The sequence below is a fragment of the Streptomyces mangrovisoli genome, from assembly GCF_000974985.2.
GTDB classification, from domain to species: Bacteria; Actinomycetota; Actinomycetes; order Streptomycetales; family Streptomycetaceae; genus Streptomyces; species Streptomyces mangrovisoli.
Window position 1 is genome coordinate 51465 of sequence record NZ_LAVA02000046.1, and the last position, 19534, is coordinate 70998.

The following is a 19534-nucleotide window of genomic DNA, read 5'->3' on the forward strand; positions in this document are numbered from 1 at the left end:
CGGGCCAACGCCCCCCGACAAGTCAGCCGCGCTTCCCCTGCCGCCGCCACGTGCGCCCGCCGTCGTCCGAGGCGTACAGCCCCTCGCCCTTCACGAGGTCGTACGTCGGCTTCGTCGCGTCCGCGATGCCGTACAGCGTCTTGCCCTGGGCGGTGAACGAGGTGAACGGCACCGGGGTCTTGAGCTGGTGGAAGGCCCGGTTCGAGCGGTCGTCGGCGAGCCAGCAGCGGCCCCCCTTCTCGCCGACGAGCAGCCGCCCGTCCGGCAGCGCCCGCAGCACCAGGGACACCGATTCGAGCTTGAGGTCCTGCCAGGGGATGCCGTTCCCGGTGAGACTGCGCCAGTGAGCGCCGTCGTCCGCGGTCACCATCAGGCCTCGGACCGTGCCGTTGGGGCCGCCGAGGAGCAAGGCCAACGCCGTCGTGCCGCCCGCCGCGGTGACGGCGCCGCCGTTGGTGTACGGCTTGGGCATCGGCATGGAGGTGAGGGTGCGGCCGTCGCGTTGCTGCACGACGCGGTTGGGCATCCGCGACCGGTCCACGAACCAGACCGAGCCGCGCTCGTCCAGCGCGAAGTCCACGTATTCCGGTGCGCCGGCCGGGGCCGCCATGGTGCGGTTGGCGGGGCGGTAGAAGCGAGCCGGCATCCCCTCGTGGAGGACGATGTCGTCGGGGTGGGTGCTCAGCGCGCGGTCCGACGCGGTGACCTTGTGCCGCTTGCCGCGTACGTCGAGCGCGTACGCGCTCTCCGCGCCCCGGCTGCTGCGGTGCCAGCGGACGAAGCCGTCGCGCACGCCGATGTACTGGTCCGGCTGATCCTCCACATTCGCGTGCCACGCCTGCTGCGCGACCGTGCGGCCGGCCGGCGAGACGATCCGCCAGGCGGCGGCCGCCGGGCCCTCGTCATCCCCGATGTAGCGCGCGTTGTACGACAGCAGCAGGGAGCCGTCGCCCGCCCGCGCCACCCCGGCCGGTGCGCCGGCCGCCTCGATGACTGCGTCAGGACTCGGGTGCGGGTCCTTGATGACGCGCTTGTACGCCGCCTCGCGGTCACCGCTGCCGACCCCGGAGTCGCTCTGCGCACACGCGGTCAACGCCAGGGACAGGACGCTCACGACCGCCGTGGCGACTGTGAACACGTGCCTTCTCAACCTCACCATCGCGCCATCCTCGCAGCTCAGCATCACGGAAGGGCACCTTCCGGACTCTTGGTCATCTCGATCCGGTGACCGGCCGCCTGAGCGGGGTGAAGCGTGTGGTTTCGCCGAACACTGACGCCGTGCGGGACGCGGCCCCGTGCTGCGCAATCGACTCAGAACCAGTGCGCAGTCCCGGCCCGGCGAGGCACTGTGCGGCCTGGCTGAGCAGCAGACACCGGACCGAGTGCATGCGTGCGCAGCCCACCACTGCCGAACCTGGGCACTGCGCAGCGTCGGCGCAGGCCGAAGCGGCGTAGCCGGTGGTCGGTGCCGCAGCAAGCGGCTTGATGCCCCTGCACACCGGATGTCCAGCCGCCCCTCGCACGACGCGCGGGCCGACGCCCAGTGCCAGCCGGGATCCGTCCCTGTGGTCGGACATCCGGTCAGGGCGTGGTCAGTGTGACCACGGGCTTCGTGCCGCGATCGTGACCGTGGTCGGGTCCCCATGGTCAGCCTTCCGGTCGGGTGCCCGGTTGCCTCCGGTGCTAGCGCCCGTCGCCGACACCGTCCCCCGCACGTCTTCACCACTGCGCACAACGGCCGCCTCCACACACGGAACACACAGGCGTGCGCAGCTGTTCGCGCAAGCGCGGCTGCGCAGCAGCAACGACCGTGCAGACAGTGCGCAGGCCCGGCTGCGCATCGCCCCGACCCGACCGTCGACCTGCCCGAACCGGTGGCCGGGGTGCGCAATCCGCGCCGCAGACCGTCCTGGTCGTGCGCAGGCGCAGGTTTCGGCTGCGCAGTCGCTGGTGGCGGTAGCTGCGCAGTACGCAGACGACCGGCAGCGGCTGAACGTGCTGCGCGACCTCGCGGCCAGCCGGAGGCCCGATCATGTGTCATCGTTCGCAGGGGACTTCTCGGCGTACCCTCTCGAAGCGGTCAACGGCGCACCCGATAGCGCAGGTGAAGCACCCGGTCGCCCTGGACCACCTCGTCAGGATCCTCGAAGAGATGCTGCGTGTGGACCGACCCGAAGTAGCGCTTGCCGGAGCCGAACACGACGGGTACGACGTCCATGCGTACCTCGTCGATCAGGCCCGCGTCAAGGACCTGGCCACCGACGTCGCCGGCGGCAACCTCGACGATGCGGTCGCCCGCCAGCTCCTGCGCCTTGGCCATGGCTGCCTCGACGCCGTCGACGAAGTGAAACGGCGCCTGGGGGTCCCAGCCCTCGGGCTCTGGCCGGTGTGTCACGACGACCACGTGGTCGACCGCCGACACAGAGCTGTACATGACCACCTTGCCCACCGGGATCTCCTCCGCTTCGGGGTGCCCCAAATTAGCGTGCTGCGGGCTGCGCTCGTGTCACCACCATCCCGGCGCCGCCGCGTCGCTGTCAGGGTCGTCCCCTCGCCACGGGAGTGCTGTCGCCAGACGGCCCGAGTGGTCGGCCATGAGTGGTGACAGGCGACGGGGTGGGGTCCTCGCCGTTCGTGTGCGGGCACGCGTGTGAAGCTTCACCGTTGCGCGGCTCGCCTGGCCGAGCCGCGGCCTGCACCGCCAGATCCGACAGCAGGACTTCAGCCACCAGTTCTTCGACCACGGCCGTTCCGTGCTCGGCGATGGCAGGGACCAGCCCGGGGTCCCAGGGAGCGTCGGTCAGGCGGCCGGGCCCGGGCCCGTGAGGGGTGCGCCGCACCGCGGCACGATAGTCCGCGGCCGTCATGCGCCAGGGGCGGACCGGCGTCTTGTCCAGCAGGTAGGCCGCGATGCGGATGCCCTCACCGTCGAAGTCGCCGTGGTAGAGCAGGGTGGCGCCCCGATCCGCCAGGAGGCGCAGGTAATGGACGGCCGCGCTGTTGGGCCAGCCGGACGTGCACACCAGCGGTGGACAGTCCGGGCCGAAGCGCCGCAGGGCCAGGGCCACAATGCTGGGGTTCTCGACGGCGTGCACGACAGGCGGGGGATGACCGGCGAGGGTGAAATCGCCCGGGGCCCGCACTTGGGCAAGGGTCAGGCTGGCGGCCTGGCCTGCCTCGGCACAGGCTCGGGCCACGCGGGCGAGCGTTCCCTCGCCGGCCGGGCGCAGTCCGGCGACGAGAACGGTGGCCGACAGGTCGTCGTCTGCGACACCCGCGCGCGCCCACAGAGCACGCCGGTCCGCAGCGGAGTTCGGCACGGCGCACGCGTGGAGGACCGCCAGGGCCCGCAGGACGAGGGTGGACAGCCGGGTGCCGTCGTCCAGTGCGTGGGAGTCGCCCTTGAGGACCCGGGCGGCGAAGACCGGAAGAGGCTCGGCCGCGGCCGGGAGGTCCGCGAGCACGGCCAGCGCCTGCGCGAGCAGCACTCGGGTCCCCTCCGGTGAGCCGCCGACCAGGCCCGCGGCGCGGCACGAGGCGGTCCAGTCGGCGAGCGCGGGCTGGGCCCGCACGGTGGCGTGAGCGTCCAGCCAGGCCCATGTCCGGGCACGCGCGTCCTCCTCCCGGCGCCGGTCCGCCGCGCGGTCGGCGAGCGGGCCGACAAGCTCGGTGACGGTCTCGCGTACCGTGCGCCCGGACAGCTCGGTGACGGCCTCTTCCAGCCGGGCCAGAGAGACGTAAGGGCGCGGGTCCGGCAGGCGGTCGAGGCCCAGGAGGTCGGCGAGCGCCTCGCGTTGGGCCTCGTCGAGCGGGCCGATGCGCACGCGGGTGACGGGGCGGCCGGAACAGAGCCGGCTGTGGACCATGGCCCACAGCGGGCGGAGTTCGGCACGGCGCAGGGTGCCGTCACCGGGGGCCGGCTCGGTGTGGGTCATCGCGCCTCCAGGTCGGTGCCGTTCCAGACGAAGCGGGCGCTGGTGACGGCGTCGTCGTCCCCGTCGGTGAGCAGCTGGTGGACCGCGATGCCCGGCAACTCGCGGTAGCTGCACCACTCGTGGTCGGAGGTGATCATGAGGTCGAGGTCGAGAGCGGTGAGCAGGGCGAAGACCTGTCCCCGGTTGACGGTGTCCACGCCGACGAAGACCTCGTCCAGCAGGATGGGCCTCGGAGCAAGCGGTACGGCCTCGTAGTGGGCGGCGACAGCGGCGAACAGCGGCAGGTGCAGGGCGATGGCCTTCTCTCCGCCGGAGAGCGCGCCGTGCAGTTTCTTGGTCAGCGGCTGCCAGCCGGTGCCGCCCGCCCGGTCCAGGCGCACGGTGAAGCGGTGCCAGGCGGTGTAGTCGAGTACCTCGCCGAGCTGCTCCTCCCAGCTCGCTGCCGTGTCGCTGCCCTTGGCCTCCTCGATGCGCGCGCGGAAGAAGGAGTGCAGTGCGGCCCGGTCCGCTTCGCCGACCCGGCCGGGGTCCTTGAGCAGCAGCTGACGGGCGGTACGGGTGCCGTCCGGCAGATCGGGGCGGACATCCCAGACGAGCTGGACGGCGACGTTGGAGGCGGTCCGCACCCGCTCCAGGTGACCGTTCATGCGGTCGACGAGTTCGCCGGCCTGGCGGATGCGGGCGGCGAGGTGGCGGCGGATGTCGCCGGTGAGGATCTGGTCGAAGAGGCTCCGCTCGGCGGTGGTGATGTCGTCACGGCTGCGGTCGCGTTCCTGGGCGAGGGTGGTGAGCAGGCCGGTGGCCCCCACGCGCAGGCCGTCCAGGGTGGCGTGGAACAGCTGGGTGTCGTCGTCGGGTTCCAGGTCCAGGTCGGCGCGGGCGCCCAGGCGCTGACGGGCTTCGTGGACGGCTTCCGACAGGCGGGTCGCGGCGTCCCCCAGGTTGCGTGGCGCGTGTGGAACCGTCGGCCATCTCGCCGCCGTGGCGCGGGCCGCCTCCAGGGTGGCCTTCGTGCCGTCACCGGCGTCGGGTTCGAGCGGGAGGCCCGCGTCCTCCGCGAGACCCACAAGACACAGGTGTCGGAACCGGTGTGCCGCACGGTCACGCTCGGCGACGGCTCGTTCCCGCCGCTCGGCGTCCTGTCCGCTGGTGGCGCGCAGCCCGCCGATACGGCCTTCCAGGCGTAGGAGGAGCTCGGACGCGCGGCCCGCCTCCTCACGGCAGCGCGTCAGTTCGGCCCGCGCTTCGGCGACGCGTGCGACGATCTGCCGGTAGTCCTCGCCGGCGGTGGCCTCCACCGCCTGAAGTCGCGCTGTCAGCCCCACCGCCTCGGCTTCGGCGGCTGCCGCCTTCTCCGTCTCCTTCTCGGCCGTCCGGTGCGCGCGTTCTGCCTGCGTGGTGATCTGACGGGACCGGTGGGCCGCGGCGGTCGCGGCAAGCCGGGCATCCACCCAGAGGTCGGCGCGGTCCCTGAACCCCTCGACGTCGCGGGAGAGTTCGTGCAACCGGACCCGATCGGTGGGCAGACCGTGTTCTGCCGCCCGGCGGCTGAGCGTGCGCAGGGCGTCGGTCACCGTGGACTCGCACCGCGCCACATGGGCGGCCGCGTCGCGTACGGCGTCGTCACGGGCGGCCACGTGCTCCTCGGCACGCTCCCAGGCACGTCGGCGGGCGTCGAGCTCACGGTGGTCGGGGCGGGCCTGCCGGTCCGCCTTCAGCCCCTCCCGGCGCGCGTCGAGGCCGCGCAGCTGGTCGTCGAGCGCGGCAATCCTCGCGTTCGCCTCGCTGATGAGTTCGGACAGCTCGCCGATCCTGCGCCGGCGGGCCCGCAGCCGCGCGACGGCGCCGATGTGAGCGGGCTCCGACTTGCTCCACGTTCCCGTGGCCAGCGCGAGACGCCAGGCTCCGTCGGCACCGACCGCCGCCGGATGGCCTCCGGGAAGCGTGGAGCCGTACGCGACGCCGGCGAGGATGCGCAGCACGGTGTCGACCGGGACGGGAATGTCGTCCTCGGGTTGGAGCACGTCCAGCAGACTGGGCCCGGCGGCGGCCAGGGCCAGCGTCGCTTCGGCCCGGGTGTCGTGCCCCGGCAGCGTGATCCCGTCGTAGGGGCTGACCCAGGCGTCCAGGAGGCCCGATGCCTCAAGTGCCGCCTCCACCGCGGCCTGAACGGCAAGCGGAACACCTTCCCGGAAGGCGACCAGGCGCCACAGCGGCGCGCCCGCCGTGGCCGTGCGGACGGTGGTGCGGGTCGCCGGAGGCACCGGTGGCAGGTCGCTCTCACCGCTCAGCCGTCGGACCTCCTCCTCGACGCGGCTCCGCTCGTCCCGCACCTGTGCACGCGCGGCCGTCGCAAGGGCCGCCGAGGTGGCGATCTCCTGCTCCACCGGTCGGGCAGCACCTTCGACCAGCGCCGTCACCTCCGACTCGGTCCCGGCCGAGGCCGCCAGCTCGTCGAGGTCGGCAATACGCAGTTCCGCGCAGTCGTCGGCCCAGGCGAGGAGGCGTTCCGTATGGTCGGCCAGGGCGGCGTCCCACGCCCCGGACGCCTCGTCCCGCCTCGTGATCGCCTCCGAGAGCCGGCCGCGGGCCTCTTCCAGCAGGCCCTCGGCAGCGCCCCTGTCCCGCACGGCGCGGTCGTGGCCGTCCATCGCCTCGGTGATGAGGCCCACCTGCTCGCGCCGCGCGGCGACCGCGCCCCGCAGCAACGATCGTGCCTGCCGTGCCCCGTACTCACCCGCACTGCGCGCACCGCTCGACCCCGCGGGCCGGGCCCCGCCCGCGTCCTCCTGCGCACGGTCGGCGCGTTCTGCCGCCCGGTTCGCGTCGAGCAGCGTCGTCACCTCGCGGTGGATCGACTCCATGCCCGCCGCCCGTGCCGCCCGTCGCGCCTCCTCGGCGGTTTCGCGTGCGTGCGCGTCGAGGGAGCGGGCCTGGCCGGCTGCCTCGTCGGCTTGCCTCTGGTCCTCACCTGCTCCGTTCCGGGCGGCCCGGGCAGCGCCGCGCTGCCGCCCGGCGGCGGCCACCGCCTCCTCCGTGTGCCGCCGCAGGCGGTCGAGTTCCTCACCCTGCTTGTACGCGTCGCTCTCGCGCAGAGCGTCGACGGTCTCCTGCAGGGCGTGCGCGCGAAGCTGCTGTTCCTCGTGCCGGAGCCGAGCGGACTCTCTTTCCTCCAGCGCCTGTTGGAGGTCCTCCGCGCTCTGCCGGGCGGCCCGGGTGAGGTCGTCCATCTCGGTGGTCGCCGAGATCAGGGCGGCCGAGCCGGCGCGCAGGACGCGTCGTGAGTAGGCCCGCTGGCGGGATGCGACGGTCTCCGCCGCGGCGACCTCGTCGTCGAGCCGTTTGAGGTGCTCGCGCTGGCGGTCCAGCCGTTCGAAGCCCTCGGCCAGTTCAGCGATCTCGCCGTCGCCCAGCGGAGGAAGGGCGCGGGACAGCAGCGTGGAGAGCAGGGACGGATCGAGCCGTTCGGACAGTTTGGGCTGCCGCAACTGGAGCAGAGCGGACACCAGCGACTCGTAGCGCTGCTCCCCCATCCCCCTGAACAGCTCTCGTCGTACGGCCGTACGGTAGTCGGCGGCCGAAGCGTGGACCTCGCCGCGGTCACGCAGGGACTCTGCGAGCGCTGCGCGCGTCAGCGGCTGACCGGCCTCGTTGACCAGAAGGACACCGGTGGGGTGCGCGATCCTGGCACCGGAGGTGAAGTAGTCGGCGTGCACCCCGCTGGTGTGCACACTGGCCTGCAGGCGGGCCCCGCAGCCGAACCACCGTGGTGCGCCGTCATCGTCGATGCGGCGGAACTCCATCCACACATAACCGACACGCGTTTTTCCGGACGCCCCTTCGCCCAGCAGGTTCCAGTGCATGGTGCGTTCCGAACCGCCGAACGTGGACAGGCGGTTGGGGCGCAGGCTGGCGTCGAAGAGGAAGGGCAGCAGCAGCTCCAGGGCCTTGGACTTGCCCGATCCGTTCTGCCCGCGCAGCAGCAGGCGTCCCTGGTGGAAGGTGAAGGTCTCGTCGTAGTAACGCCAGACGTTGAGGATGCCCGCCCGGTGCGGCTGCCAGCGGCTGCCCGTCGCATCGACCGTGCCGGCCGCTGCCGCGGGCGGCTGTGCGGGCTCCGGTCGCCGCGGGAAGGGCAACTCCGTCACACTCACCGCTGATCCCCTTCCAGCACATCGGCGCCGGCGGCTGCCTCGCCTGCGGTGTCCGGCGGGCGCCCGTCCCGCTCCCGCTGGGGCCCGGCGTCCGGCTCCCGGCTCTTCATCTCCGTCAGGCGATAGCGGTAGGCGGCCGGGCAGGCGACGACACGTCCCTCGACCGTGCGGACGAGCCCCACATCGCGCAGGACGCGCACCGCGTCGGCGGACAGCCGCAGGGGGCCGTCGTCGGACTGATAGGCCTTGGCCCATCGCGGGAAGCGGCGCAGCAGTCCTGTCCCGGCCTCGGCCAGCTGCTCGGGCAGCAGTCCGGCGGGCGCGGCGCACAGCGGCTCCAGCAGGAGCAGTGCGGCGACCCTGGCGGTGGATGTGTCGTCGGGGAAGCGGACGTCGGTGGCGATGCCGTCCGGGTCCACGAGCAGGAAGCCCTCCGCGCGCTCCTCCAGGAGGAAGCCGGCTTGCTCGACCGAGCGGCGCAGGATCTGACGTCCGGTCAGCGACGTGACGTAGGCCAGCTCGTCCTCGCCGAGATCCGCCCGGTAGAGCACGGGATCGTCGAACAGGCGCCGCAGCACCGAGTGGCGCAGCCGCAGATTGCGCTGTGCGTCGGTGGCGGTTCTCTCGCCGTGCGTCCCGTCGGCCGTGGCGTCGAGGGCCGTGTTCGTGCCGCCGTATCGGCGCTCCCTCACCAGTGCCGTGAGGAGCTCTCCGAAACGAGCGGGCACCTCTTCGGGCGGTACGGCGAGTCGGGAGGCGCCGACGGGCGCCGCGGGAAGGCGCATCAGCAAGGTGGTGTCCACGCGGTAGAGGACCTTGGCCTCGGCGGACTCGACGTACGTTTCGGTCGTCCCGTCCACCGCACGGAGCACGTCGTACGACTCCAGCAGCTTGAGGACGTCGACGAATGCCATCCGCTCGGACCGGTGGACCGGGTCGAACGCGGCCAGGGCACGGTCGGCGGCCGTGGCCTGCACGACGCGGTCGGCCAGCATGCCGATGGTGGTCATCGGAAGGGACAGCAACTCGGCCGCGGTGACACACAGCAGCACGTAGCGTCGCCGGTCGAACGGGGCCCGGCCGGAACGGACCCTGCGGGCCGGGCGGGAGGCGTCCGGGTCGGCGCGGACCTTGCCGAGGCGGGCGTAGCCACGGCGGGGCTCCACCACCAGGCTCCAGCCGCAGGTGTAGTCGAACCACTGGGCCAGCGGTTCCCGCCGACGCCGTACCAGCTCGAATCCGGCCGGGTCGACGGTGTCGGTGAGCAGGGGATGAGCCAGGAGCAGCCGGATGGCGCGGGCGACCTCTTCCCTTTCCGCGGCGGCCAGTTGATTGGCGAGGGTACTCATCCCGCCACCTCCCGCGAGGCGGCCCGCAACGCCGGAACGGCGCTCGGTCCGCCCGCCGCCGTGATCTGGACGACGTAGTCCGGTCCGGTCAGTGAGCCCTTCGTGGTGTGCAGCACGGCACTGCTCGTGTCGGGAGGCGGCACCAGCACGATCTCGACGCGGCCGTCCCCGGTCGTGGCGCGCCTGAGCCCGCTCGCGTCCGGCCTGGCGGCCAGGGCGCGGCCGAGCAGGTCGAGCAGGCGGTCGAAAACAGCGGGGTCCAACGATCCGAACGACGACAGGCGAACAGGTCCGCCGGTCTCCAGCACCTGCCAGGCGAGGGCGAGTTCGGTTCGCTCCGCACGGGCCCGCTCGGCGCGCTCGGCCCTGACGGCCGCGACGTCCCGCACCTTGGCCGTGCGGGTGAACCGCTCCGTGCGGCCACTGGTCCGCAGCAGGGCCGAGACCTCCACCGGCGGCGCATCGCGCCACGAGTGGGACGACGGAATCAACTCCGGGTCCAGATGGGCGAGGTGAGCATGACGTGCCGCACCCAGGCCGAAGGCCGCCGACCACAGCCGGTGCAGATCCTCTTCGCCGGGAGCCGCCTCGAACCAGCGCGCGAGTTCCCGGAAATCCTGCACGGCGCTGGACGACCGCCGCCGCGACTCGTTGATCCGCTCCAGCACCTGCAGAAGCGAGACAATGGCCCGACGGGCGATGTCGTGCAGCTGCTCGATGCGGGGCCGGGCGCCGTCGTCCGGCAGGAACCATGCCCGCAGACCCGCCCAGCGCGCCCTTCTGCCCTCCAGCCAGCCGGCCGCGGGATCCGCCCCGGTCACCGGCGGCAACTCCGCCCCACGCAGGGCCCGCTCGCGCAGTACGGCAATCCCCCGTTCCTCCACCCGTTCCACGGCCCCGGCGACGGCCTGCCCCCGCCGGTCCAGGTTGACCAGGAACTCCTGCAGATACGCCACGGTGGCGGCCTTGACCTCGCGAAACACCTCCAGATCCGCTCCCTCGGCGCGCAACAGGCGCTGCAGTTCGCCGTTGAACGCCTTGGTGTTCTCCACCAGGGCGTCCAGATGCCCCTCCAGTTCCCGCAACGTGGTGAAGACCCGGCGATCCGCCGCGGCGGGCTCGCCGCTCAGCACGCACAACTCGTCCAGACGGTCGGAGATCGCCTCCAGCACCGCCGTCTGCAGCGCCCCCGTGGAAGTGAGCACCTCAAGCGCGTGCCGCACACCGGCAAGGGCGGCCTCACCCTGGCGGGTCAGCGAATACTGCAGGTTGCGCCGCTCGTACTCCTCCGCCGTGCGGTAGTGCTCCGCGTGGTTGTGCACCACGTCCAGCAGCTCCCACTGCACGAGCTTCCTGAGCGCCTCGTGCAGATCCTCGTCCTCGACGACCGCCACCCAGCCCACCTGGCGCAGTCGCTCGCGTACCGCGTCGAGTCCCAGCGCCGTCTCCAGGTGCTCGCCGGCCACACCGAAGACGTCGAGCACCGCTCCGTAGAGATCGGACCTCTCCACCGTCGTGAACCGGAACATTTCCGGCGGCACCCTGCGCACCCCGACGCCCCTCCCTGTTGTCCCGACGCCATCTCGATCTCCACCGTAGAGGGAGGCACTGACATTCAAGGGTCATTCGAGGAAGATCGGCTTCAAACGGCCGGAAGGGGAAGGGCCCGTGTCCTGGGCTCCTTCAGAGCCGGTGACGGCGGTTCGCACTGCGCATGATCGAAGATACCGACCCGAGATGCCGACACGAAGGACGCGTTACGCGATGCCGACAACGGCCCGGGAGACGATCCGATGGTTCACCCACGCACCCGTGGCTCCGGCGTGAACGAGTACGCCCATTTCCGCCCAGGTCGGGCAACCTGGCGTCAGCCGGCTACACCGAAGTACGGATCGCCTTACCTCAGCGCCCCCAGAAGCAGATATGGGCGATACCCACCCCAAACTCCCCTTTGAATCCCCCATGCTACCCAACACGTCGAAATGCAACCGGCAGTTGATCTTCAATGCCGCGGCGGGAGACACTACGTGACCGATGCGCGTTCCTGACCGGGTGCCACTCGCTCCGACACTCTCCCGCGCCGGTCGCCAGGGGCCAATTACCCCAGGATTACCGGGCAGTTGACCTCCTGGTTTCGTGGTAGCGTCCTCATTCTGAGGGACAGTGCAACCTGAAAGGGAAATCGTGAACACGGAGAAGATCGCCGCTCGCCGCCTCTCGCTGGAAGAGGTGACGAAGCTCGGCGTGAAGGACAGGCTCTTCATATCCGCCGACACGGCAGAACTCAAGCTTCCCGGCTGCTACGTCCCTGCTTCTCTGACCAAATCCGGTGAGCATTTCGAGGGCGGTTCCGTCACGGCGAGAACTGTATTCCAGGAAGAGATCTCCTGCCTTCCCGACGACGAGAACGAAGCCGGAATCTACGTGGCCGACGAGAACGGCGCGGTGACCATCGAGGTCCTCCAGTCCGCAGGCGTCGTGCTGGACCTGGCGCTTTTCGTCCCCGGTGGGGACAAGGGGGCCCTCACGGCCCTCTACGCCGCCGCCCGGCAGGCGTTCGGCGCGGACATCGTGCAGATCTGGCGCCAGGGCCTCAAGGAGGTCCCCGACGTGAAGGTCGACATCTTCGAGGAACAGGTTTCCCGGGGGCGCAAGGGGAACGACAGCCCCAAGCGTGACCGTCGCGCGATCGACACTTATCCCACCCGTGCGGACTTCATCGAGTTCTCCGCGGGGTGGAAGCCGGTGGTCGAGATTCACCAGCCGATTGTCGACGACACCCCGACCATCTGAGGGACGACGCCACCTCTCGAACTCTGCGTGAGACAAAACCGAGAACGCGTGCGCCGGAGCCGCAGAGCTTCGGCGCAGTCGGCGTGCGTCTGTTACCACGTGCGGTGAAGGGGGCGCGAGCGGACGGCTCCTGTCTCCTGTCGCTCGCGCCACGGTGGCCTGCGTCGCCGCCCACCGTGGGGTGAGCGGGCCGACGGTGCCGGGATGATCCCCTGCGCGGCTGATGAGACAGCCACAGGTGCGGGCCCGAGTCCGGCACAGAGTGCACCCTGCGACGTGGCGACGTGGCACCGGCGGTCGGCTCCCAACAGATGACGCCGCGCACGCCCCCTGCGTGGCGGGGGCCCGACCGCGCCTCACAACTGCGGGCACACGCCCTCGCGTTCGCCGCGCCCGGGCATGTCGGTGTCCCGGGAAACGCCTGCCTCCGCCGATGCCGTCGGTCCATCAGCTGGTGCGAACCCGCCAAGCTGCCGGATTCTCAAGCGACTTCTTCGGTCAGAGGGCGTTGCGCCGGGTCTCCGCGAGGTGCATCTCGACGTACCGCGTGAGGGACAGCGCGTCCTGCGGCTCGTCGGCCTGGAACGTCACGCGGCGCAGCAGGCTGACGTCGTCGAGCGCGACACCCTCGCGCGCGAGGACGAAGACGAGGGCGAGGAAGGCGGAGCGGGCGTTCCCGTCGTCGAACGGGTGGAAGAAGCACACGTCGAGGTAGGCGCGTGCGGCCCGCGCGGTGAGCGGAAGGGGCCGCTCGATCGTGGGCGCGCTCTCGGCCAGACAGGAGTCGAGGCGTGCTCGGGTGTCCGGACCGATGCCGTAGCGCTCCCGGCCTCCCTTGGCGAAGGCCGGCTGGTCGCGGAAGGCGGGCGGCCGCTGTGTCCCCAGAACGTACCGCTGCCAGCTCCGGAGCAGCTCGAAGTCGAGTTCGGGGCCGCGCGCCGCGTCGGCCCGCAGCAGTTCCAGGGCGGCCAACAGGCCCTGTGCGCGGGCCGGGTCCAGGGCTCCGTCGAAGGCACGTATGTCTGCCGTGGCGCCGTCGCACGAGGGGAGCACCGGTTCGTCCCGGCCGTCCTCGGCAGCCTCCCGCCACGGCACGGTCTCGCGCACCGCGAGCCAGCGCTTCAGGTGGTCCGGAACCGGACCGGCGGATCGTGCGCGATCGTGCGGCCGCACCGACAGCGCGAGGCGTTCCGCGACGTCCTCGACCAGTTCCGGGTCGGGGCCGGTCCAGCTCCCGAACCGACCGCCGATCGCCTCGTCGACCAGTTCCTCCGCGCGGTCGACCGCCACGCCCCAGCGGCTGAGGAACCAGGTGAGCACTTGATGACAGTGCCCGTACCAGCCGCTGCCGCAGCCGGTCCGGTCCGTCACCTGGACGATCAGGTTGCGGGCCGCGCGCTCCCACAGGATCCGCTGGTCCTCGATGCCGTCCAGGTTCAGCGGGTACGCGTCGAACCATCCGGCCAGGCTCTCCAGCCACGCGCGCCACTCGCACAGTGCCGCGCCGACACGGTCGAGTGTCTCCTGCGGCGTGGTGATCGAGTCCCGCGGGCAGCACCAGTTCCCCACGGGGCCTCCGTCGAAGTCGCCCTCGTCGTGCGCCCAGCGCCAGCCGGCGGTCCAGCGGCCGTAGTACTCGGCGAGGGCCTGCGACATCGCGTCGGCCCAGGGCCGGCCCACGTCCCGGCTCCAGTCGCTCATGGCCGGGTCGCCGAGGGGAATGTCGGGACGGCTGGGCGCCCTGGGGGCCGGCCCGAGCGACCGCACCACCTGCGGCGCCGACGCGCTGTCGAAAGGATGACGGGCGGGGTCCACGTCGCCCCAGGTGAGATAGGAGGGGGCAAGCTCGACGATCACCAGGCAAGCCTGCCACGCCAACCCATCCGTGGTTCAAGCGGATTACCGCTCCCGCGGCATCCGAGCGACAGGCGGGAGGAACGAATCACCGGCGGGCCGGCTCGATGGTTGTAGACGTGCTCCTGATCGGCTTTTTCGGCAGCTTTTCTGCAGGATGTCAACGTTTCGTCGACGAACCGCCCGGTTCGCCTGTGCGCGCGGAGTCGCTCCCCATATCGTCTGGGATGCGGACTGTCACGAGGGGGCGTGCATGGAACCGTTGCGGCCGGATGATCCGGTCCGGATCGGCGGCTACCTGCTGCTGGGCAGGCTTGGCGCAGGGGGCATGGGCAGGGTCTATCTGGGCCGAACCGCCGGCGGCCGTACCGTCGCGGTGAAGGTGGTCCTCCGCGATCTGGCCGAGGACCACGAGTTTCGTGCCCGGTTCCGCCGCGAGGTCGACGCCGCCCACCGGGCGGGCTCGGGCCCGTGGTCGGTTGCGGTACTCGAAGCCGATACCGAGGCTGAGCGCCCCTGGGTGGCCACCAGCTACGTCGCGGGCCCCGCGCTGGACGTCGCCATACGCACGTTCGGGCCGCTCGCGGAGCAGCCCGTCCGGGCACTGGGCGCCGGTCTCGCCGAGGCACTGCAGGCCCTGCACGCCGCGGGACTCGTACACCGGGATGTCAAGCCGTCCAATCTGCTGCTGGCCGCGGGCGGGCCCCGCCTCATCGACTTCGGGATCGCCCGCGCGGCTCACCAAGAGCGGGCACGTGGTCGGCTCCCCGGGTTACATGTCGCCCGAGCAGGCCACCGGGCGCCCGGTCGGTCCGGCGAGCGACATTTTCTCCCTGGGGGCTGTACTGGCCTACGCGGTGGGCGGAACTGATCCGTTCGGACAAGGCAATGTCCAGGCCCTCCTCTACCGAGTGGTCCACGAACCCCCGAGCCTGGAGCGACTGAGCGGTTCGCTGCGCACCATCGTCGAGCGCTGTCTGGCCAAGGAGCCGGCCCTGCGTCCGACACCGCTGCACCTGCGTGATGCGCTCACCGATGGCCAGGACGCCGTCTCGATGATCCACAAGAGTTGGCTGCCTCAGCCACTGCTCGTCGACATCGGCCACAGAGCAGCCGAACTCCTCGACCTGGAGGGCGGGGCAACGGCAACCAACCCCGGGCCCGCACTGCGCCCACCCCACTTCGCACGACCGCCGATACCCCCGGACCTGGCCGGCGCCGAGACCCGGTCGTGGCCGACGAGCCCACCGCATCCTCATCCGCTCTCCACGCCCGCAGTGACCGGTGGCGGACAGCAGGCCACGAGGCCCGTCCGCGGCCGGTGGCGGCTGATCGGCGTTGCGCTGGCCGTGGTGGCCGCGCTGACGGCCGCCCCGCTGTTGATCACTCAGATGCTGACCGACTCCCATGGCTCGACGGCCTCCCGTGGCACCTCCACCCCGACTGCGGCGACCTTCGACGCGAAGGTCCAGCAAGCTGCCACGAAGGCGATGTCGGGCCGCAAAGGTTCGGTCGTCGCTCTCGACCCTGCGACCGGCCGGATCCTCGCGGTGGCGGGAAAGTCGTCCGCCACAACCACCCCGTCTCCCTCACCATTGCCGGCGGGCCTCAACCGGCAGGCTCTGGAGGGGGCCACCCGCACCACGTATCCACCCGGAGCGGTCTTCGAGTTGGTGACCGTTGCCGCAGCGCTGGAAAGCGACCTCTACGGCTCCGTCGACCAAGCCACCGGAACTCCGAATCCCTGGATCATCCCCAGCACCACAGTCAAGATGCAGGACCACAACAACAACTGTGAGAACGCCTCCCTCAGGCTGGCCATGAGGTACCGCTGCAACAGCGTCTTCGGCAAAGCCGCCGTCGACCTGGGTGCGGAGGCCCTGCGCAAGCAGGCGGAACTCTTCGGCTTCAACGCACCTTTGCTGACCACGCCGCTGCTCGCCACAAGCGCCCGCTTCCCCACCGGGACCACGGGGGCCCAGACCGCGCTGTGCGGGGTCGGCCAGTTCGACGTCACGGCCTCGCCCCTGCAACTGGCCGTCATCGCCGCCGCGATCGCCAACAACGGAACACTCTTGCGGCCGTACGTCCTGACCCAAGGCAACGACGCTGCACGCAAGGGAAAACGAGTCATGAGCGCGGCCACCGCAGCGGGGCTGAAGGCGCTCATGACCGACAGCGTGCAAGCGGGCAGCGCATCATCGGCCGCCATCAGCGGCGTCCATGTCGGCGCCAGCACCGGTACCTTCCAGAGCCTCGGTGAAGACACCGGCTCGGGCGACAACGGCATCATCAAGGACGGCAATCCGGGCACGTGGCTGGTCTCCTACGCGGCGGACGACCGCCCACGCGTCGCGGTTGCCGTACTCCTTGACGACGACGACCGCGACGGCGCGGGGACGATAGCGAAAACCATCATGCAGGCCGCCCTCCACTGAAGAAGCCCCCCTCACCACCGGCCCAGCGCTCGACGTGGGCTGCCCGGGACCTGATCACGAACGCGCGATGCCCCGACGTCCAACGATCGGGCCCGTCCAAGGCTTTGTCGTGGCGGCGGCGAGGAAGAAGCATCCCTCGGCTGAAGAACAGCACCGGCAGCCACCTGCGTGTCCGTCGAGGGCGCCGGCTGCGGGATGGTCTCGCAGCCCCGGCCGTGCTGTACCCAAGATGTCGCCGTTACGACCGTCGCTCTGGACGGAGCCGCCGCGGGCCGCCCCAGGCCAAGACCAGGACGGATCCACGCGAGGCCGGGACGAGCAGAGTGGCGGCAGGTCGGCGGCCTTCACTGCCCAGCAGGGCCAGGCGACTCCGGGCGGTGCGGAGCCGACCCTGCGCTGTTTCGGTTCTGAGGCCATGCCATGCGCTCGCGGTGGAGGGTGAGCTCGCGCCACACATCGCGCCGGTGCTCGGACTCCTGCGGCAGCAGGCGTTCCTGAGGACGGACAGAGGATGTTTGTCCGCGCTGCGGCGGAAGCCTGGGCGTGGTTGTCGCCGGCCCCGTTCAGATCAGCCCCGGTTGTACGGAGTCATCGGCGTGATCTACGGCTACGACCCGGAGCACGGCGTCCATGTCATCGCCGAGCCGGCGACACCACTGCCCTACGGGCACCCGAACCTGCCCACCTACCTGGCCTCCCAACTCGTGCGCAGTCTCTTCTCGCCATGGACGAGTTGACAGAGGAACTCGACGCGACCGGCACCCCATAGAAGCCCCGCCCAGCGGCCCGGACGCTCCCCGCGCCGGGCCACGCTCCACCGGTCGTGCCGCCGTTCGGCCGGTCCACTTCCACCAGATGGCAGAGGCGCCGTTCAGATCGCCGCGTGGCGGCTCGTGAACACCGCAACGTCAACCAGGCCGGTTCCGTGGGGAGATGCCCCATAAGCCCCCTCCCCGCAAGCGCCGTCGTGCCTGCCGTCCGGGCGGGTCGGCGCCCGTTGACGCGCACCCCGGCCTGATGGCCCGCCGCCGACAGCGGCATCAGGTCGGCTCCTCTTCGTCCCCGATCAGCAACGCCACCATCACTTCGAGGTGCTCGTCGCTCACCTGCGGAGCAGTCCAGTCGTTACTGCGCGCGTGCTCGATGAATGCCGGATCGATCTCCACGTGGTAGCGCCCCACGTAATGGGGCAGGTCGGAGTACCACAGCCAATGTCCGTCTGTGAGCAGGTGCAGCCCTTCGATGAACTCGCCGGTCCCACTCAGCACATCAGGCACAGCTGACGGTGTGGCGAACACGGTCGTGCCGGCACGTAGGTACCGAACCAGATCGCCTTCGTACCCTGGCGCAGCCATGCGCACAGCAGCCCGGATCGACGGCCCGTCCGTACAGCCGTACTCCAGCTCCCTGAACCTGCCGACGACGGGGAACCTGTCGAAGATCACCTGTCCGAGCATAGAGCAGCCCCCCGAGAGGCCACCGACCCAAATCTCGAACGCGGTTCGGTATCCCCTCCAGCGCGATCTCGCCCCGCCGGCCCGTGATCCGCTCCCGCAGGCTTCGACGACCCAATGCCGAACAAACAGCGCCAGCGAGGCTCCCGCTCCTACGCCCGCACGGCTGCCGTACGCGTCGTAGTGACACGCCCGGCCCCGAACCCAGGACGCTCTTCGACGAAAGATTCATCCGGCTCGGCCCTGCCAGTAGGTCGGGTCAGCTCGCGTCGTGACGGCGTCGGGGTGGTCAGTGCCCAGCACCCGCGCCCTGTCGCTGAGCAAGCCGGCGAAGGCGGCGATGGCGCCCGCAGCATCGCCCGCCTCTCCCTGCCAGCGCGCCAGTTGGGCTCGGGTGGCAAAGCCTCCGCAGTTCGGATGGGGGGCTCTGCCGGTACCTGCCGCCTCAGTCGCGATCGGCGTTCGGGCGCGGCGTCGTCTTGCTCTTCGGGCGGTGGATGAGGTCATCGTCGCCCGCCTGGCGCGGGACGTAGAAGAAGCCTTCTTCGGTGTCAGGTTCGTAGTGCACGACCGCATTCTCCTGCTGGATCATCTTCATCCAGTTCTTCAGACGGTTCTGGTCCGCCTCGGTGAGCTCCTTGCCAGCGCGGCGTCGGGCCTCCGCCCGGAGCATCGCGAGGGGATACGCCCAGCGGTGCTCTTCCTTCACGAACCAGGGGATGAGTTCGTCATCCCGCACGATCCGGCGGTCCAGCCCCCGGCGTCGCCGGAAGTTGCCCCACATGGAGGAGACGGTCTCGATGTCGTATTTGCGTTTGTACTCGTCGATCATCCACTGATAGGTCTTGCCTTCCTCGAACCAGCGGATGACCTCCGACTCGTTCACGATCTTGCGCTTGCCCATGCGCCTCCTTGCTCCAAGTGATCTTGCTCTGCGACACTTCCACAGCGCCGCAACCCAGTCAACACTGCACAGATATGGCGATTACGAGCAGCTCAAGATGCACACCGGGAGGGAAGCATGAAGATTCAAGTGGTCGCGTGCGACATCGACCAGCAAGTACCGGCGAAGACTTACACCATCACAGTCAGCGACGGCCGGAGCATCTCCAAGGATCTGTGCGAGGAGCACGGCGCCTGTCTGGAAGATCTGCTCGGAGAGCTGGAGGTCGGTGCGCAGGAAAGCGTCGCGGAACTCAAGGCCGAGCCCGTCGTGCCGGTCCGGCGCAGCCCCGCCGCAAGGAAGGCCCCGGCCAAGTCGGCGACCCCTGCCCGTCGCCGTGCCAGGGTGGTCAGCTTCGAGGAGATCGAAGCCAGAAAAATCAAGTGAGGCGTGTAAAAAGAGCCCCCGCCAGCCGTCAGGACAGCGGTGGCTTCTCTCATTCCGAGTCGGTCTGTTCGACGAGCCCAAACGCGGTCAACACCTGCAGGGTCTGCCGCACGATCGGGTGACATCTTGACCTGACCCGCCCCACGGTTTGAGTTCCAGCTGCCGCGCCTGCGGGTGTGGTCCCCGGTACAGCGGCGTCCTCGCGACGCAGGTCATGTGGTCCCCGC

At 70.7% G+C, this 19534-nt stretch carries 12 protein-coding genes and 2 pseudogenes; 5 read left to right on the top strand and 9 right to left on the bottom strand.

Annotated features, from left to right (window positions below; translation table 11 throughout):
* Positions 1 to 22 precede the first annotated feature (22 nt).
* The 6 genes and pseudogenes from WN71_RS20360 to WN71_RS20385 all read right to left on the bottom strand — a co-directional run bounded on the left by WN71_RS20360 (position 23) and on the right by WN71_RS20385 (position 10967).
* Positions 23 to 1138 carry a hypothetical protein gene (locus WN71_RS20360; protein ID WP_240529701.1) on the bottom strand — a complete coding sequence of 372 codons (1116 nt, stop codon included), beginning with the start codon at positions 1136 to 1138 and terminating at the stop codon, positions 23 to 25.
* A 942-nt stretch (positions 1139 to 2080) separates the two neighbouring features.
* Positions 2081 to 2419, bottom strand: a pseudogene (locus tag WN71_RS20365) (dihydrofolate reductase family protein); the annotation flags it as partial.
* A gap of 118 nt (positions 2420 to 2537) precedes the next feature.
* Positions 2538 to 3935: a TIGR02679 family protein gene (locus WN71_RS20370; RefSeq protein WP_079177978.1), complete on the bottom strand. Its 1398-nt coding sequence runs from the start codon at positions 3933 to 3935 to the stop codon at positions 2538 to 2540.
* The gene (locus WN71_RS20375) at positions 3932 to 8089 is read right to left on the bottom strand and encodes a TIGR02680 family protein (RefSeq protein ID WP_046581951.1); all 4158 of its coding nucleotides are present in this window, start codon (positions 8087 to 8089) and stop codon (positions 3932 to 3934) included. The genes WN71_RS20370 and WN71_RS20375 overlap by 4 nt, the downstream gene beginning before the upstream one ends.
* Positions 8086 to 9438 carry a TIGR02678 family protein gene (locus WN71_RS20380; protein ID WP_046581954.1) on the bottom strand — a complete coding sequence of 451 codons (1353 nt, stop codon included), beginning with the start codon at positions 9436 to 9438 and terminating at the stop codon, positions 8086 to 8088. Before WN71_RS20380 ends, WN71_RS20375 begins: the two co-directional genes overlap by 4 nt.
* Positions 9435 to 10967 carry a TIGR02677 family protein gene (locus WN71_RS20385; RefSeq protein ID WP_206300107.1) on the bottom strand — a complete coding sequence of 511 codons (1533 nt, stop codon included), beginning with the start codon at positions 10965 to 10967 and terminating at the stop codon, positions 9435 to 9437. Before WN71_RS20385 ends, WN71_RS20380 begins: the two co-directional genes overlap by 4 nt.
* 655 nt (positions 10968 to 11622) lie before the next feature.
* Here WN71_RS20385 and WN71_RS20390 point away from each other — a divergent pair.
* The gene (locus WN71_RS20390) at positions 11623 to 12231 is read left to right on the top strand and encodes a hypothetical protein (RefSeq protein WP_046581957.1); all 609 of its coding nucleotides are present in this window, start codon (positions 11623 to 11625) and stop codon (positions 12229 to 12231) included.
* 498 nt (positions 12232 to 12729) lie between these two features.
* Here the strand turns inward: WN71_RS20390 and WN71_RS20395 are convergent, their stop codons facing one another.
* Entirely contained in the window at positions 12730 to 14088 is a 1359-nt protein-coding gene (locus tag WN71_RS20395; RefSeq protein WP_046581958.1) for a Fic family protein, read from the bottom strand.
* A gap of 250 nt (positions 14089 to 14338) precedes the next feature.
* Between WN71_RS20395 and WN71_RS39945 the strand changes: the two are divergent.
* The 3 genes and pseudogenes from WN71_RS39945 to WN71_RS41965 all read left to right on the top strand — a co-directional run.
* Positions 14339 to 15044: pseudogene (locus WN71_RS39945) on the top strand (serine/threonine-protein kinase); the annotation flags it as partial.
* A 57-nt stretch (positions 15045 to 15101) separates the two neighbouring features.
* Positions 15102 to 16523 (top strand): penicillin-binding transpeptidase domain-containing protein, encoded by a 1422-nt coding sequence (locus WN71_RS42780; protein ID WP_420856511.1) that lies wholly within the window; start codon positions 15102 to 15104, stop codon positions 16521 to 16523.
* Positions 16524 to 17101: 578 nt separating this feature from the next.
* A complete protein-coding gene (locus WN71_RS41965) occupies positions 17102 to 17260 on the top strand; it encodes a hypothetical protein (protein ID WP_167382939.1) in 159 nt (52 codons plus the stop codon).
* A 303-nt stretch (positions 17261 to 17563) separates the two neighbouring features.
* Here the strand turns inward: WN71_RS41965 and WN71_RS20410 are convergent, their stop codons facing one another.
* Both WN71_RS20410 and WN71_RS20415 read right to left on the bottom strand, forming a co-directional pair.
* A complete protein-coding gene (locus tag WN71_RS20410) occupies positions 17564 to 17968 on the bottom strand; it encodes a hypothetical protein (protein WP_240529702.1) in 405 nt (134 codons plus the stop codon).
* 454 nt (positions 17969 to 18422) lie between these two features.
* Positions 18423 to 18881: a hypothetical protein gene (locus WN71_RS20415; protein WP_046581964.1), complete on the bottom strand. Its 459-nt coding sequence runs from the start codon at positions 18879 to 18881 to the stop codon at positions 18423 to 18425.
* Between the two features lie 117 nt (positions 18882 to 18998).
* Between WN71_RS20415 and WN71_RS20420 the strand changes: the two genes are divergently transcribed.
* Positions 18999 to 19307, top strand: coding sequence for a hypothetical protein (locus WN71_RS20420; RefSeq protein WP_046581966.1), 309 nt, complete (start codon positions 18999 to 19001; stop codon positions 19305 to 19307).
* The last annotated feature ends 227 nt before the right edge of the window (positions 19308 to 19534 follow it).

Excerpts from the sequence above, each read along its gene's own strand:
- WN71_RS20380 (WP_046581954.1), bottom strand. The coding sequence starts at position 9,438 with ATGAGTACCCTCGCCAATCAACTGGCCGCCGCGGAAAGGGAAGAGGTC.
- WN71_RS20415 (WP_046581964.1), bottom strand. The coding sequence starts at position 18,881 with ATGGGCAAGCGCAAGATCGTGAACGAGTCGGAGGTCATCCGCTGGTTC.
- WN71_RS20420 (WP_046581966.1), top strand. The coding sequence starts at position 18,999 with ATGAAGATTCAAGTGGTCGCGTGCGACATCGACCAGCAAGTACCGGCG.
- WN71_RS20370 (WP_079177978.1), bottom strand. The coding sequence starts at position 3,935 with ATGACCCACACCGAGCCGGCCCCCGGTGACGGCACCCTGCGCCGTGCC.
- WN71_RS20385 (WP_206300107.1), bottom strand. The coding sequence starts at position 10,967 with ATGTTCCGGTTCACGACGGTGGAGAGGTCCGATCTCTACGGAGCGGTG.